At 32.6% G+C, this 15,687-nt stretch carries 12 protein-coding genes; 8 read left to right on the plus strand and 4 right to left on the minus strand.

Going from position 1 to position 15,687, the window contains the following annotated elements; genetic code table 11:
• Positions 1 to 17 precede the first annotated feature (17 nt).
• The 6 genes from BLW23_RS17155 to BLW23_RS17180 all read left to right on the plus strand — a co-directional run bounded on the left by BLW23_RS17155 (position 18) and on the right by BLW23_RS17180 (position 11,825).
• Positions 18 to 1,457, plus strand: coding sequence for a glycoside hydrolase family 30 protein (locus BLW23_RS17155; protein WP_093672162.1), 1,440 nt, complete (start codon positions 18 to 20; stop codon positions 1,455 to 1,457).
• An 11-nt stretch (positions 1,458 to 1,468) separates the two neighbouring features.
• The gene (locus tag BLW23_RS17160) at positions 1,469 to 3,799 is read left to right on the plus strand and encodes an MFS transporter (protein WP_093672164.1); all 2,331 of its coding nucleotides are present in this window, start codon (positions 1,469 to 1,471) and stop codon (positions 3,797 to 3,799) included.
• An 18-nt stretch (positions 3,800 to 3,817) separates the two neighbouring features.
• Complete coding sequence (locus BLW23_RS17165) at positions 3,818 to 4,735, plus strand: glycoside hydrolase family 17 protein (protein WP_093672166.1); 918 nt, start codon at positions 3,818 to 3,820, stop codon at positions 4,733 to 4,735.
• A 760-nt stretch (positions 4,736 to 5,495) separates the two neighbouring features.
• Positions 5,496 to 5,921, plus strand: a complete 426-nt coding sequence (locus BLW23_RS17170; RefSeq protein ID WP_093672168.1) for a hypothetical protein — start codon at positions 5,496 to 5,498, stop codon at positions 5,919 to 5,921.
• 10 nt (positions 5,922 to 5,931) lie between these two features.
• Positions 5,932 to 10,917, plus strand: coding sequence for a DUF4132 domain-containing protein (locus BLW23_RS17175; protein WP_093672170.1), 4,986 nt, complete (start codon positions 5,932 to 5,934; stop codon positions 10,915 to 10,917).
• Between the two features lie 56 nt (positions 10,918 to 10,973).
• Positions 10,974 to 11,825 (plus strand): DUF4349 domain-containing protein, encoded by an 852-nt coding sequence (locus BLW23_RS17180; RefSeq protein ID WP_093672172.1) that lies wholly within the window; start codon positions 10,974 to 10,976, stop codon positions 11,823 to 11,825.
• 184 nt (positions 11,826 to 12,009) lie between these two features.
• Here the strand turns inward: BLW23_RS17180 and BLW23_RS17185 are convergent, their stop codons facing one another.
• The 3 genes from BLW23_RS17185 to BLW23_RS17195 are packed head-to-tail and all read right to left on the minus strand — an operon-like array spanning position 12,010 to position 14,015.
• A complete protein-coding gene (locus tag BLW23_RS17185; protein ID WP_093672174.1) occupies positions 12,010 to 12,444 on the minus strand; it encodes a carboxymuconolactone decarboxylase family protein in 435 nt (144 codons plus the stop codon).
• A gap of 53 nt (positions 12,445 to 12,497) precedes the next feature.
• Positions 12,498 to 13,082, minus strand: coding sequence for a Crp/Fnr family transcriptional regulator (locus tag BLW23_RS17190; protein ID WP_093672176.1), 585 nt, complete (start codon positions 13,080 to 13,082; stop codon positions 12,498 to 12,500).
• Positions 13,083 to 13,097: 15 nt separating this feature from the next.
• On the minus strand, positions 13,098 to 14,015 hold the full coding sequence (locus tag BLW23_RS17195) for a PhzF family phenazine biosynthesis protein (RefSeq protein ID WP_093672178.1): 918 nt from the start codon (positions 14,013 to 14,015) through the stop codon (positions 13,098 to 13,100).
• 72 nt (positions 14,016 to 14,087) lie between these two features.
• Between BLW23_RS17195 and BLW23_RS17200 the strand changes: the two genes are divergently transcribed.
• Entirely contained in the window at positions 14,088 to 14,294 is a 207-nt protein-coding gene (locus BLW23_RS17200; RefSeq protein ID WP_093672180.1) for a hypothetical protein, read from the plus strand.
• Positions 14,295 to 14,310: 16 nt separating this feature from the next.
• Positions 14,311 to 14,826 (plus strand): hypothetical protein, encoded by a 516-nt coding sequence (locus tag BLW23_RS17205; protein ID WP_093672182.1) that lies wholly within the window; start codon positions 14,311 to 14,313, stop codon positions 14,824 to 14,826.
• Positions 14,827 to 14,921: 95 nt separating this feature from the next.
• Here the strand turns inward: BLW23_RS17205 and BLW23_RS17210 are convergent, their stop codons facing one another.
• A complete protein-coding gene (locus BLW23_RS17210; protein WP_093672184.1) occupies positions 14,922 to 15,563 on the minus strand; it encodes a peroxiredoxin in 642 nt (213 codons plus the stop codon).
• Between the last annotated feature and the right edge of the window lie 124 nt (positions 15,564 to 15,687).

A 15,687-nucleotide genomic window follows, 5' to 3' on the forward strand; every position in this document is an offset into this window, starting at 1 on the left:
TTTTGTCTATTTTACTAATGAAATGTTCTAAACAAAACAGCTTAAATATTGAGGTTTACGAAACTTCAGCAAGTGGTAATAAGTTAACCTTACTTACCAATTTTACGAATAGTGAAACTGCTACCAAGATAGTGATTGATGCGACAACAAAGTATCAAACCATTACTGGATTTGGAGGTGCTTTTACCGAATCTTCGGCCTATTTATTAAATAGATTAGGGGAGGAAAATAGAAAAAAGGTTATTGATGCTTATTTCAGTAGAGATGGGGCTAATTACTCTTTAACAAGAACTCATATGAACTCATGTGATTTCTCATTGACTCAATATTCCTATACACCAACTCCAGATAAAGAACTTAAAGATTTTTCTGTAAAAGAAGACAAAGATGATTTAATCCCTATGATAAAGGATGCATTGGCAACATCTGAAGATGGATTTAAAATTTTTGCTTCGCCTTGGACAGCTTCTCCTTGGATGAAGGATAATAATAAATGGGTTGGAGGAAAACTATTGCCTGAATATTATGATACTTGGGCCTTATTCTTTTCGAAGTATTTAAAAGCGTATGAAGCGGAAGGAATTAATATTTGGGGATTCACAGTTGAAAATGAACCTCATGGTAACGGAAACAACTGGGAAAGTATGCATTATACGCCTGAAGAAATGACGGATTTTGTGCAACATCACTTAGGGCCGAAGTTAGAAGCTGATGGTTATGGAGATAAGATAATCTTGGGATATGATCAAAACCGTGATGGTTTGCAAGAATGGGTAGATGTTATGTACAAGGACGAAGAGACTTCTAAATATTTTGACGGAACAGCAATACATTGGTATGATAGTACTTATGAAGTATATCCCGAAGCATTACAATATGCGCATCATAAAGCACCAAATAAATATCTAATAGAAACAGAAGGTTGTATAGACTCTGAAGTACCAGCGTGGCAAAATGATGCTTGGTATTGGAGTAAAGAAGCTACTGATTGGGGATATGATTGGAGGGAAGAAAGTAAAAAGTATTTACATCCAAAATATGCTCCAGTATACAGATATGCAAGAGATATTATTGGTTGTTTAAATAATTGGGTAGATGGTTGGGTAGATTGGAATATGGTATTAAACCGTCAAGGAGGTCCGAATTGGTTTAAAAACTGGTGTGCAGCGCCAGTAATTGTTGATGAAATTGAAGATAAAGTATACTTTACTCCCCTGTATTATACGATGGCTCATTTTAGTAAATATATGCGCCCTGGAGCAACAGTAGTAAAAGCAGAATCGTTGGATAAAGACGTGATGATTACTGCAGTAAAGAATCCAGATGGAACTGTTGCAGTTGTATTGTTTAATCCAACTGAAGGCAAAAAGGAATTTTCTTTAGAATTAGGTGAAAACACTAAAGCTATTTCTATACAGGCGAAAGCCATACAAACTATAATTATTTCAACTAATTAAAACAATTAACTATGTCGTCAGCTACAACGAAAGTCCCTTTAAGTGAGAAAATAGCCTTTGGAGTAGGGATGTTTGCAAATCAAATGTTTCCTGCAATATTGGGTATTTTTATGGTGGTTTTGGTACAAGATTTAAAATTTTCAGGACTCATGTGGGGAATGATCTACCTTTTCCCAAGATTGTTTGACGCTATTTCTGATCCTATAATGGGATTTGTTTCAGACAATACCAAATCGAAATGGGGAAGAAGAAAAAAATATGTTCTCATTGGAGGCGTTTTAATGGGAGTTGCCTATATTTTCATGTGGCAGTTATTTAAAGAAAATTCAGTACAATATAATTTTTGGTATTTCTTTTTATGGTCTATCGTTTTTTACTTAGGACTAACATTTTTTAGTGTTCCCTATGTTGCTATGGGCTATGAAATGAGTGACGATTTTCATGAACGAACCAGTATAATGGCAATCGCTCAGTGGATTGGTCAATGGGCTTGGGTTATTGCCCCTTGGTTTTGGGTAATTATGTATGACCCCGATTGGTTTCCTTCAGCAGATGTAGCTGTAAGAGAACTGGCAATATGGGTGGCAATTCCTTGTGCAATTTGTGCTATTGTTCCCGCTATTTTTATTCGAAGTAAATCTAGTTTAAATGAAGATTATGAGCCTTTGAGTTTCGGAAATATTAAAGGAAGTTTAGACAAGATATTTGGAAGCTTTGTGGAAGCTTTTAGAATCAAAGAATTTAGGAAGTTATGTATTTCTACCTTCTTTATTTATAATGCATTTATGGCGGTTTCATCATTGACACTTTTTGTAATTGTATACAAGTTATTCAATGGAGATACGGAAGCTTCAGGTATTTGGGTGTCTTTGTTTGGGTGTTTAGGTGCATTGGGGACTACTTTTTTTGTGATTCCGATTGTTGCGTGGCTTTCAAAAAAAATGGGTAAGAAAAAAGCATTTATGGTCTCTCAAGCTATTTCAATTGTAGGATACGCGATGCTGTATTTTTTATTCATCCCCGGAAAACCTTGGATGTACATTATAGCATTACCATTTTTCTCATTTGGAATAGGAAGTTTATTTACAATTATGATGTCCATGACTGCTGATGTTATTGATATTGATGAACTAAACTCAGGAAAAAGAAGAGAAGGTATTTTTGGTGCAATTTATTGGTGGATGGTAAAAGTAGGTTTTGCTATAGCTGGAGCTTTAGGTGGTGTTATTATTTGGGCTGTTGGTTTTGAAGCAGGAGTTCCTACTACGGAACAGCCAGAAGCTATAGATGGATTACATGCATTTTTTTGTTTTTTTCCTGTAATCGGTACCATTGCAGCTATGTGGGTAATGAAAGATTATGATGTGAGTGAAGAGCGTTCGAACGAAATTAGAGCAGAGCTAAATCGTCGTAAAAAACCGCAAGGTTCAGGATATCAATCAGACATGCTTTCAGAATTATTGTCTTCAGATTTACAAATAGACAACAGTATGGATTTTGATTTTACTTCAAAATCAGATACAGAAATAAAACAATTATTCGATACAGTTTTCAATAGAAAACTTCATGGATTATGTTTTAGCCCTTATGCGGAAGGTCAGTATATTGGAGATCAATTATCAGAAGAGCAAATACAGCATCGTATGGATATTGTAGCTCCATATACCGAATGGATACGATCATTTTCATGTACCGATGGAAATGAATTGATTCCGAAGGTAGCAAGGAGTAGACGATTGAAAACAATGGTAGGAGCTTGGATAGGAAAAGATAAAAAACAAAATGATATTGAAATCAACAACTTAATCAACCTGGCAAGAGAAGGTCATGTAGATGTGGCTGTTGTAGGTAATGAGGTGTTACTGCGTGAAGATTTATCAGAAGAAGAATTAGTAGCATACATAAACCAAGTAAAAAAGGCAATACCAGACGTACCTGTAGGTTATGTTGATGCATATTATCAATTTGTACAGCGACCAAGTTTGGTAGAAGTAAGCGACGTTATTTTAGTTAACTGTTATCCTTTCTGGGAAGGAAGTAGTATTGAAGATACTTCCAGTTATTTAAAGAAAATGTATGCCGTAACTGAGAAGGTAGCCAAGGGAAAACCAGTAATTATTTCGGAAACAGGTTGGCCTAACCAAGGAGAAAGTTTTGAAGGTGCACAACCTTCAGAAATCAATGCCATGAAATATTTTATTAATGCAATTAATTGGTCGCAGCACAAAAATATACCGATGTTTTATTTCTCATCATTTGATGAGTCATGGAAAGTGCATCAAGAAGGAGATGTTGGATCCAGATGGGGAATTTGGGACAAAAATGAACAATTAAAATACTAAACTTAAACTATACTTAAAATGTCATATAGAGCTGGGAAAATACAGTCATTATCAAAAAGTTCAATATCACTTGAAGGGAAATCTCAGGAAGATTTAAAAGAGATATTTAATGATTTATTGATAGGGGGAATGCATGGAGTGTGTTCTAGTTTCTATGAAGAGGGACAAAAACCTGGAGATCAATTGGAAGAAGAGCAAATCAGAAGAAGGTTAACGATTTTAAAACCTTATACAAAATGGATACGTTCTTTTTCATGTACCGAAGGAAATGAACTAATACCAAAAATAGCCAAAGAAATGGGGATTAAAACCATGGTTGGTGCTTGGTTAGGTGATGATCCTGAAATTAATGAAAAGGAAATTAAAGGCCTTATACAATTGGCCAATAAAGGTTATGTAGACATAGCTGCAGTAGGTAACGAAGTCATGTACCGAGAGGATTTGACGGAAGAAGAGTTACTAGGTTTTATGCAAAGAGTAAAGAAAGCATTACCAGAGGATATTCCAATGGGATATGTTGATGCTTATTACGAGTTTACACAAAGACCAAAAATAACGGACGCATGTGATGTTATTTTGACTAATTGTTACCCATATTGGGAAGGCTGTGATATTGATTATTCATTGATGTATATGAAACAAATGTATTATCAAGCAAGAGATGCTGGGAAAGGAAAACCAGTTATTATTACCGAAACAGGTTGGCCTAGCCAAGGAGAAGGACTGCGAGGAGCAATGCCTTCTCACGAAAATGCTATGAAATATTTTATCAACACGCAAAGTTGGGCTAGTGAAGAAGATATTCCAGTATTTTACTTCTCATCATTTGATGAGTCTTGGAAGCAAGGAGCTGAAGGAGTTGTAGGAGCTTATTGGGGAATCTGGGATAAGAACGAAGAACTAAAATTTCAATCAGTCTTAACTGCTTCTAGTTAAGGGTAATTGTTTCTTTTTAAATTGAGATAAACCACGTTGCAATGTATTTTGCAATGTGGTTTTTGGGTTTTTAGCAGAAAAACAATGATTATGTTATTTGACGTATATAAAACGGGAACTAATGTTCGTCTATTACGAGTATCGAGCAAGAGTAAGGAATATAGCAGAAATTAAATTATTAAAGATAAAGCTACAGCAGCCATGTTGTGGTTTTGTTGTTTTAAGAATATGTATGTCTAGTTTTACGTCTCCAATTATGGCTCCCGCACGAATCCCCCGCTGGGTTATAGTGTGTCAGCGTCACGGCTAGTGCTTGTCTGTGATGAGTACCGAGCAAGAGTAAGCTATACAGAAATTAATTTTTTAAAATAATAAATACAGAGCCATAGCAGAGATGTTGTGGTTTTGTTGTTTTATAAGATATCCTAAATCGTATAAAGTGTTGATTATATGGTTGACGTTGCTGGAAATAAAAATGATAACGCGAATACTAAATGAATTCTAGCGAATATTAAATAAATGGTGAAAGCTTTGAGATTAAATTATATACTTGTTAAGAGAAGACTAGGTAACTTCATTGTATATTGTTAGACTAAAATATAAGATGAAGTGATTTAGACTTTTTTGATTGAAGCGAGAAATAGTTTTTTTGGTTACATAGCAGTGTTATGAAACAATAAAAAATCGGAAAAGGGTGAAAATAATAATTTAATAGCCAATAAGAGGAAATCTAAATAACTTCACTAAGAAAGAGAATAAAATGAACATTCAAATACAGGTAAAGCAATTAGGGAAAAGAAAACCAATTATTGAAAATAAAATGCTCGATGTTCCTGATTTATATTCTGGGACTTCCCTACAAATATTTTTAGAAACGATAGTGAAACAACAAGTAATGGCTTTTAATTCTAGAGTTGAAAATCCTGAAGTCATCAATTTTTTACTACCAAAGGAACTTGAAACTATGGTGTTGGAAGGTAAGGTAGGTTTTAAAGATACCTACAATTTTGAGGTAGCGAAAGTAAAGGAAGCACAGGAAGTTGCTCTGTTGGCATTTAAAGATGGTCTCTATAAAGTTTTTCTAGATAATAACGAATTAGAAGACCTAGAAGATATAATTGAATTTACAGAAGAAAATACATTTACTTTTATTCGTTTAACGTTTTTGGCAGGCGGATACTATTAAAAAGAACAAGATGACTAACGACCAAATAACTCATTATTTAGAAAGCAAAAAGATTGTACAAGAAACCAATTGGCAAAATGAGCGTGTTGATAGGGTAAACCTGCAACGAAAATCTTTATCTGCTGAAAATAATAACCTTTTACTCATTCTGCTGGATTTATCAAGTGAACTTTCAGAATACAAAGACTGGAATGAACGATCGAAAAAACGTTGGGATGTTTTAAAAAAATCTAAGTTAAATGAAGAAAATCCTTGGGATGGAAAAAGCAAGGAAATGCTTACAGTAATGTTCGGGGAACATGCAAATTATATAGCTCACGGATGGTTAAAGATTACAGAGGGAATGTATCAGTCTGGATATGCTAGAAGATCGTTTAGACTACCAAAGGAAAAAGGAAAGTACTTTCATAATCAAATTAATTGGATATATAATTTATGGGGAGAATGGAAGTATAATCTAACTCTTGAGGAGTATGCGAAATATGGAAATCATATTGGAGATCATAATTTCTCGTATCTGTATGCCGCAGCTATAGACTATGATCATCCTACTTTATTGAAGTCGTTATTGGATATTTTACAAGGTGATGCTGAGGTAGGAACGGTTTCTCGAAGTATAATTAAAGGATTGTTACTGTCAAATAAAAAAGAAGCTTGGGAGGCTGTGAAAAACCTGTTATTGGCAGCTCAACGACAAGAAGGATTACGTCAGGTAATTTTGGAGTGTCTTGATGAAACAAGCACAGGAGCCTTAATTTATTTACTCGAAGTGGTTCTTGAAGAAGATTTACTAAGATTCAGTTCAGTGGTCAGAAGTTTAGATGTTTGGACAGGAATGAATTGGGAAAGCGAACGGAAATCAGCTATAAAAACAGCTTTGAATTTCGGATTACAATATTTAAAAGAACCAGCTACTATTGAAGAGGGAGTCCTTTCTAAAAATAATGTTCAAGTATATATGGCATTATGGGCACAAGGAGTGTTTGATGTGAAAAAGTGCTACCCATTCTTAACAGAACTTGTAGAAAAAGGAACGCAGGAAAAAAGAAATATAGCGCTGTATTTTGCTAGTCAAACTGATTTATCGGAAGCAAATACAGAATTAGTAACATCGTTACGAAATTCAGGTTCTTTATGGGATATGTATTGGGTTGGTCAATTAATCCATATTGATGATTTTAAAGAAGCGCATGAGTTGTATGAAAGTTTGTATTCAAAATTACCGGAAAAAGAAAAAACACTTTCTAATAAAGGTTTTGAATGGATAATAGCGAAGGTGGGTAAAAATTCGATCACCAGCCAATGGATTGGTAATGCTGAAAGGAATGAAGAAAATTTAAGGTTAATTTTTCCTTTTACATCAGAATTTGATTTAGAAGGAAGAGAGCATTTTGCGCGTTCCGTATTTGGAGAGTTTTACCAATACAGTTATCAAAATAAAAAAATAGAAGCTGTCCCTTCTTATTTTCAAAAAGAAATGGCTTTGACGTTTATTGAGGATCGAAGTTCAATAATACAACGAGCCTCAGCAAAGGTACTGGAAAAAGCTACTATCCACGATCCTGAGATTCCGGTGTTAGAAGAAATTCTTAGAAAGAAAAGTGCCGCATTACGTAAAGGAGTTTTAGGCATTTTGATAAAACTTGAAGATGATAAGGTGTTGAAAACAATTCAATCATTAGCAGCTTCAAAAGTTAAAAATAAACGATTGGCAGCACTCGATTTGATGAAGCAGCTGCATCAGCAAAACAGAGTGCTTGATAAAGTTGCAGAAGAAGCAAAGAATTATAAAGAGTTATATGCAACCACTCCTGATGAAGAACTTATATTAAAAGATTTATTACAAGAAAAAACAAATTATTCAGCAGAAAATGGTTGGGGCTTATACAATCCGAAGGAACTGTTAGCAATAACATTACCTGAAATAAATACAACTCATAATTTTCATCAACGAATATTTACCACAAAAAGAGGACTTTTTTCTCGTAAAAAATCAAATAGTGGATTCAGTATGCCAGTTGATAAGGTTTTAGAAAGGTTAGAGGAATTAGATGCTTTAATAGAGAAACATAAAGATGTTGAATTTGAAGCTATTAATTATGCAGGTAATAAAGAAACCTATTTGGTAGGAAATACACTTTTACACACAAAAACAAGAAGGAAAGGAAATAATGAGAAGGAATATTCAGATGAGGAATGGTATCATCTATTTCCTTTGGCACAAGTTTGGAAAGATTGGTTTGATAATTCAAATTTAGATGCTCTTGATCTCTGTTATTTAAGTCATTATGCAGGATATAATAGAATTGATAAAAAAAGTAACCCAAAATGGGTGATTGATATCTCTGAAAAATACAGTTACCAGATGATAACAAAGTATGATTATGAGAATAAACCTAAGTTCAAATATCAATTTCAAATGGAATATATATTTGAAACGTTACAGGTTTTACACAAACAGAATGATTCTTCTTATTGGTTAGAGGGTGCTATTGCTATTTGTAATGAATACCCAGAAAAGGAATTGAATAAAGGCATTGTTACAAGGAATAATTATAGTACTTCCAGGTTTACGTCTCTTTTTACCGATTTACCTTTCTTTTCTAATTATTATACGAGCATAAAAGCCAATGATTTATCCGATAAAGATTTAATGAGATTGTATCAACTAGAACTTTGGATCGGAAGTAAAGTATACAGGCAGCAAAGAAATAACTCGTATCGATTTTGCGAATATTTTAATCGTTTACAGCTTCCTGAAGCAGATAAGATGTATTATTTGGTAAATGCTGATATGCTGGGACAATTAACCGATTCTAAGAAATACAAACACAATCATCATGATTGGAGGTTGTTATCGCCAAAATTAAATGAAAGTGGTTATATTGAAAAAGTAGTTGATAGAATTTTGGAAATAGAACTAACAAGAGGAGAATCTGATACAGAGGTTAGTTTTTTGGCGAGAGTTATCAAAGAAATTAAAGGAACTGATTATCTTGTACAATGTATTGAGGCACTTGGCAAGGATACGTTAGAAACTGGCTATTCCTACGGAAGTATGTCGAAAAAAAGTATGATGAGTCAGTTATTATCGAATACTGTTCCTGCATCTGATGATACTCAAGAAAAATTCAATGAAAAAATTCAAAAGACTAAATTAACAGAAAAGCGTTTGATAGAAGTGGCAATGTATGCTCCGCAATGGCAGAAATTTGTTCAAAGTTATCTAAAATGGGAAGGATTAGAAAGTGCTATTTGGTGGCTTCATGCACATTCAAGTCAATATTTAACAGCACAAAAGGAGACAGAAATAGCGAGATATTCTTCAATCCCTATAGAAGAGTTTAATCAAGGGGCTGTAGATGTTCACTGGTTTAATTCTATTTATAAAGTACTTGGAAAACCTCGTTGGAAACTAGTATATAATGCTGCAAAATATATTTCATATGGAAATGGACATACACTAGCAAAATTATATGCGGATGTCATTTTAAAGGAGGTGAAAATTACTGAAGTAACCAAAAGAGTAAAAGAAAAAAGAAATCAAAATTATTTACGTGTTTACGGTTTGGTTCCTTTAAGTAAAACCGTTCCGCAAAAGGATGTGTTGAAACGTTATAATTATTTACAACAGTTTTTAAAAGAAAGTAAGCAATTTGGTTCTCAACGACAGGAAAGTGAAAAGTTAGCGGTGCAAATAGCAATGGATAATTTGGCGAGAAATGCTGGATATACCGATCCAATTCGATTAACCTGGTCAATGGAAAGTTTACAAGCACAACAATTGTTATCCAATGCACAGGAGTTAGTGTTTGATGAAGTTAAAATTTGGTTAGAAGTTGATGACGAAGGGAAATCAAATATCTTAGTTACTAAAAAAGGGAAAAAGTTAAAGAGTATTCCAGCGAAACTTCGCAAAGATAAAGAGGTATTAAAACTAAAAGAATTCAATAAAAAACTAATAGAGCAATACCGTCGAACAAGAAAATCTTTGGAATTGGCTATGGTATATCAGGATGAATTTACATTAGAGGAAATTGAAGGACTGTCAAATCACCCTGTTGTGAAACCAATGCTGGAAAAACTGGTATTAAAATCTAGTACTGGAAACTTAGGAATATGGAAAAATAAGGTGTTGAATGGTGTTGACGAGAATGTATATGAAGAAAGTCCAAAGCAATTGTTTTATATCGCTCATTGTACTGATTTATATAAAAGTAAAAAATGGACTGCTTGGCAACGTTATTTCTTTCAAAATGAATGGAAACAACCTTTTAAACAAGTATACAGAGAATTATATGCACTAACACCAGATGAAGAAAGAGAAGGTGTAATTAGTAAACGATATGCAGGCCATCAGGTGCAACCTAAAAAAACATTAGCCTTGTTAAAGGGTAGAGGATGGACAGTAGATTATGATAACGGATTGCAAAAGGTAATTCACAAACATCATATTATTGTTGAGCTGAATGCCATGGCAGATTGGTTTTCTCCGGCAGATGTAGAGAATCCTACTTTAGAAACCATTCGTTTTTATCATAAAAAAGAATATAAATCAATTCCATTATCTAAAGTCCCAGAACATGTTTTTAGTGAAGTAATGCGAGATGTTGATTTGGTGGTTTCTGTTGCACATGCAGGAGGAGTCGATCCTGAAGCAAGTTTGTCTACAGTAGTATTACGAAAAGTTATCGCCGAAGAAAGTGCTAAGCTGTTTAAGTTGAAGAATGTTGCCTTCAAAGAAAGACATGTTTTAATTGAAGGAACTCATGCAAACTACAGTCTTCATTTAGGAAGTGGAGTAGTGCATGTGCAACCAGGAGGTTATATAAGTATCATTCCTGTGCATTCTCAGCATAGGGGAAGGATATTCTTACCTTTTGTTGACGAAGATCCGAAAACGGCAGAAATCGTTTCTAAAATGCTATTACTAGCAGAAGATGATAAATTGAAAGATCCAACAATTTTAAGACAATTAATAGGAACATTGGTTTAAAGGTTGGGTATACTAGAGAATAATAGGCTAGTTGGCCTAAATTAAAATGGAAGTAAATGAAAAAACAATTAAAAAAAACAATAGCATATTTTATCGTAGGCTTTTTAGTGTTGTTTGTATTTCGAATGATTTATGGATATACTGTAGTTACGAACAATGGAAACGTAAGAAGTGATTTTTTTAATAATATTTCAAGTGTTAAAAAAAATTATGCTTCTGAAAAGTATCGAGTAAAATCACAGAGTTCCTCTCAAATAATGAAGGTCGATCAGAAATATGAAAAAATAGCTGAAATATCATCTAAAACAACTGACTTTGTAAAAGACGAAAAACAAGTACGATTGAAAATACGTGATTTTAGTGCTATTATTCAGTTTGAGCAAAAAAGAGGAAATAGTGGGAATAGAAGGTTGAATATGTTGGTGGGAGTTTTTCCTGAAAAGTTTGATACTTTATATAGAGATCTAATGAATATAGGGAAAGTTCAGATAAAAAAGATCACTAAAAAAGATAAAACAAATGAGTACAAACAATTAAATGCTAAAAAAGCATCGCTTGAAAAAATTAGACAATCCTTAATTGATTTAAAGAGTAAAGGTGGAAAAATTGCCGAATATATGAGCCTAGAAAATAGGATTCTCGAAATAGAACAGCAGCTTCAGGATTTGGGAGTAAGTTTAGGAGATTTTGATGATGAAAACGAATTTTGTACAATACAATTTTCTTTAATGGAAAGTAAAACAAAAGAAATTAGCCTTATTCATAGAGTTAAGGTTAGTTTAGAATGGACTATTAAGTTTTATTTTACCATGATAATTACATTGCTAATGATTACGTTTTTGGGTTATTTATTGTTACTAATAGTTGACAAGTTGAAAATAATGGAAAAAATAGTTAAGAACAATTAGTAGGTCATTAAATAAAGTTGAAATTGAAGAGATTGTTCTTACGAAGACGATGAGTTAACTCATTGCAAAAATGCTAGAAAACAATTTCAAAAAGAATGACTGTTAAAAGTAAATGGTATAAGAGCTTAAAATAGGTTTTCAAGTTATAAAGACCTCCTGTTCTTTAGGAGGTCCTTTATTTCTTTTAGAAAGGCATATTGGTACTAACAGCAATTCTATTCCATGAATTGATGGTTGTAATAGCTATAATTATTTGACAAGTATAACTTTCTCCAAACAATGAAATGGCTTCCTTATAAGTATTACTACTTAGCCCATTTTCATGAATTAAGGTAATATCTTCAGTCATTTGTAAAATTACTTTTTCTTCTTTAGTGAAGGTTTCTCCATCTTTCCAAGCACTTAATAAAAAAATACGTTCTTTTGTTTCTCCAATATGTAAAGCTTCTTTGGTATGCATATTCAAACAAAACGAACATTTGTTAATCTGAGAAGCCCTAAGTTTAATTAATTCCTTGTGTATTTTAGATAAATCACTTCCTTTTAGATAATTTTCTAAAGCAAACATTCCTTGGAAAGCATTAGGCTGTATCGATTCTATTTGTATTCTTTGTTCCATCTATATAAAATTTTAATTTGAAACAAAGCTAGAGCTTAGGGGGCAAGAAGTTCTTAAGCTAGTTTAAGAACGTTCTTTTTTCGTATTTCGCTCACATATTCAGGTGTTAATCCTAAAAAAGAAGCAATCAAATATTGTGGAACTCTTTGAGCAAAATCTGGAAACTCTTTAACAAAATGAATATACATTTGCTCTTTTGAATAATCATACAGGTATCTAAATTTGTTTAAAGAAGCACCATAAGAAATTTGATAAATAATTCTGAAATATTTTTCCAAACGAGGAAAGCTTTCCAAAAGTTTATCATGGTTGTTAGTAGTTAAACTAAGCACTTTTGTGGTTTCTACGGCTTGAATATAAAAATCTGTTTGTGATTGCTGGTGAAATGCTAGAAAATCAGAAATCCACCAATTTTCAATTGCAAATTTTATGGTTCTCTTAACTCCATTTTCTCCAATAAAATACATGTGTACACATCCTTCTAAAATAAAATGAATCGTATCGCACTTCGTTCCCCCTTCAATGAGTATTTCTTTTTTCTTCAAATGTTGTTCTTTAAAAAAAGGAAGAATAAGGTTAAATTCTTCCTGCGAAATGGTTGTGAATTGAGTTATATGTTTATAAAACTGTTTAGACATTTGTAATAGCGGTTATTAAATATTCCATTTTCCAGAACCAACAGAAACTACTTGTCCACCAACTTTAATAGTATAATTTCCATTGTTAAGTTTTCCATCTAATTTCAAATAGGAAGGCCTATTCATTTGAAAACCTTGTTCGGTAGTTACATCAATCGCCGAATTAATATTTTTCAATAAATAGGCTAAGAAGCAACCATTGGCACTACCGGTGGCGGCATCTTCGATGTATTGTCCATTTTCTATTAGAAGCATTCTAGTGTGATAATCATTACTTTGATCTACTGTTTCCTCTGTAAAAAAGAAAAAAGAAGTACTTAACCCCGTAACACTATTACTTTTATGTTTTTCGTGTTGAATTAAGAAATTAATGACACTTTTCGCTTCTAAACTTATTCTATTAATACTATCAATGTTTTTTATGGGAATAATTATATAAGGAAGACCAGTAGTTATTTCTTCAATAGGAAGAGAAGTATTAAAGAAGGAATAATCAATACCAAGTTGTTCCGAAATGTCTTCATAAGAATAACTAGAAACAAATTCAAGATTTGCCTGCGTCATCGTAAAAAAACTACGGTCTATATTTTGTAAATCACTTAGAATAATATCAATATCGGCATGTTTTAAACTTAATGTTAATTTTTCTTTAGGAGAAGGAATTAGGTGTTTTGAAATAACATATGCCGTTCCTAAAGAAGGGTGTCCGGCAAAAGGGACTTCGTATTCTGGTGTAAAAATACGAACATCAAATCTTTCATTATCATTGTTTTTTTTGATGAATGTAATTTCTGCAAATCCCAATTCTCTGGCAATTTGAAGCATATCTTCATCAGTAGCTAAATTATCGTAATCAATAAAAACGGCAAGTTGATTTCCGCCATATTTTGTGGCTGTAAAAACGTCTACAAGATAATAGGCAAGTTCTTTCATTTGGTGATTTTTATCAAAGATACCTAGAAAACTAAAAAGGAGTAGTTTTGTGTATTAAGAATATTGCTAAAGATGACTAAAAAACTAAATGAAGAGTATTTTGAAACTAAAAAGAAACGTAAAGGAAATTATAGAAGAAAAAAGTTAACAGTAAAAAGAATAGTACTCAACTTGATAATGACGATTGTCTTTATTGTTATTTACAATGTTTTTTTAAAGAAATGTTCTGGGAAAATTGAAGAAAATAAAAGAAATGATATTTTGAATGTGAAATATTAATATTAAAAAGAAGCCTATGATATTAGAAAATACTTTTAAAAAGTTATCAGAAAAAGAAAATGCTACATTCCAGATGCAAAAGGGATATGTGGATTTAGGGGATGGAGCAAGAAGCCCTGATATATACTTTTATTTATTAGTGAATTACTTAGATAGAGTAATTGTTATAAAAAATAGAATTGGAGTTTCTGAAGTCGGAAGAATATCTTGTGACATATTCGCCGAACGCGATTCTTTATGTTTTGAATTGAATACAAGAGATCATTTTACATCTCTTTTCTTGGGTAAAAAAAATCGTTTCAGAATGAAAACAAGGAATCAAAACTTAAAATTGTTTTTTAAACATAGTTCAAGTTGGAAAATTTTAAAGGGAATAGCAGATAAAACTGCTTTTATTCCTTCCATATATGGAGAGAATATTAATGGAAGATTTATACTAACATGCGAGTACAATATGGAGTTTAAAAACAAAGAAAAAGTATTAGAACCTTTATTGAACTTATATAAAGAGTTCATTAATCAGTTTGGTTGATTATACATTAAAAATTAACTTTCTTGAGGTTTTATGTATGATAAATAAGATATAAAAACAAACCTCTAAACTTAAATTTAGAGGTTTTATACATTTTAGTTTAAATCCGGCTGAGGTGTTAGTCTCAAATAAGGTTTTACTTCTGTATGACCTTTTGGAAATAAACTTGGTATTTCGTCATTTCCAACGGCTGGAGAAATAACACAATCGTCACCGTTATTCCAGTTAGCGGGTGTCGCCACCTTATGATAAGCCGTTAATTGCAGTGAATCTATAACACGTAACAATTCATCGAAATTTCTACCAGTGGAAGCTGGATATGTAATAATAAGTTTTACTTTTTTATCTGATCCGATAACAAATACAGATCTTACTGTAAGTTTATTATTTGCGTTTGGGTGAATCATATCATAAAGAGTAGACACCTTTTTGTCTTCGTCGGCAATGATTGGAAAGTTCACCGTTGTATTTTGAGTTTCATTGATGTCATGTATCCAACCATTATGGGATTCTAATCCATCAACGCTCAACGCTACAACTTTTACATTTCTCTTATTAAACTCTTCTTTATATTTGGCGACAGTACCTAATTCGGTCGTGCAAACGGGTGTATAGTCCGCGGGATGTGAAAATAATATTCCCCAGCTATCCCCAAGCCATTCATGGAAATTGATATCACCTTCGGTTGATTTTGCTGTAAAGTTTGGAGCTTCATCTCCTAATCTAATTGTACTCATTTTGGTGTTTTCTTAAATTGTGGTTAACAATGTTTTTATAATGTTTGGTGTATTTTGAAAACAGTAGTAGAAATTTAAATCCACAAATTTTCTCATTTTCACCTATTATAAAAATAATAAAAGC

This window comes from Tenacibaculum sp. MAR_2009_124 (assembly GCF_900105455.1).
GTDB lineage: Bacteria > Bacteroidota > Bacteroidia > Flavobacteriales > Flavobacteriaceae > Polaribacter.

What these genes read in the sequence shown, in the direction of transcription:
- BLW23_RS17155 (WP_093672162.1), top strand. Translation starts at nt 18, where the DNA reads ATGAAATGTTCTAAACAAAACAGCTTAAATATTGAGGTTTACGAAACT.
- BLW23_RS17160 (WP_093672164.1), top strand. Translation starts at nt 1,469, where the DNA reads ATGTCGTCAGCTACAACGAAAGTCCCTTTAAGTGAGAAAATAGCCTTT.
- BLW23_RS17165 (WP_093672166.1), top strand. Translation starts at nt 3,818, where the DNA reads ATGTCATATAGAGCTGGGAAAATACAGTCATTATCAAAAAGTTCAATA.
- BLW23_RS17170 (WP_093672168.1), top strand. Translation starts at nt 5,496, where the DNA reads ATGAACATTCAAATACAGGTAAAGCAATTAGGGAAAAGAAAACCAATT.
- BLW23_RS17175 (WP_093672170.1), top strand. Translation starts at nt 5,932, where the DNA reads ATGACTAACGACCAAATAACTCATTATTTAGAAAGCAAAAAGATTGTA.
- BLW23_RS17180 (WP_093672172.1), top strand. Translation starts at nt 10,974, where the DNA reads ATGAAAAAACAATTAAAAAAAACAATAGCATATTTTATCGTAGGCTTT.
- BLW23_RS17185 (WP_093672174.1), bottom strand. Translation starts at nt 12,444, where the DNA reads ATGGAACAAAGAATACAAATAGAATCGATACAGCCTAATGCTTTCCAA.
- BLW23_RS17190 (WP_093672176.1), bottom strand. Translation starts at nt 13,082, where the DNA reads ATGTCTAAACAGTTTTATAAACATATAACTCAATTCACAACCATTTCG.
- BLW23_RS17195 (WP_093672178.1), bottom strand. Translation starts at nt 14,015, where the DNA reads ATGAAAGAACTTGCCTATTATCTTGTAGACGTTTTTACAGCCACAAAA.
- BLW23_RS17200 (WP_093672180.1), top strand. Translation starts at nt 14,088, where the DNA reads ATGACTAAAAAACTAAATGAAGAGTATTTTGAAACTAAAAAGAAACGT.
- BLW23_RS17205 (WP_093672182.1), top strand. Translation starts at nt 14,311, where the DNA reads ATGATATTAGAAAATACTTTTAAAAAGTTATCAGAAAAAGAAAATGCT.
- BLW23_RS17210 (WP_093672184.1), bottom strand. Translation starts at nt 15,563, where the DNA reads ATGAGTACAATTAGATTAGGAGATGAAGCTCCAAACTTTACAGCAAAA.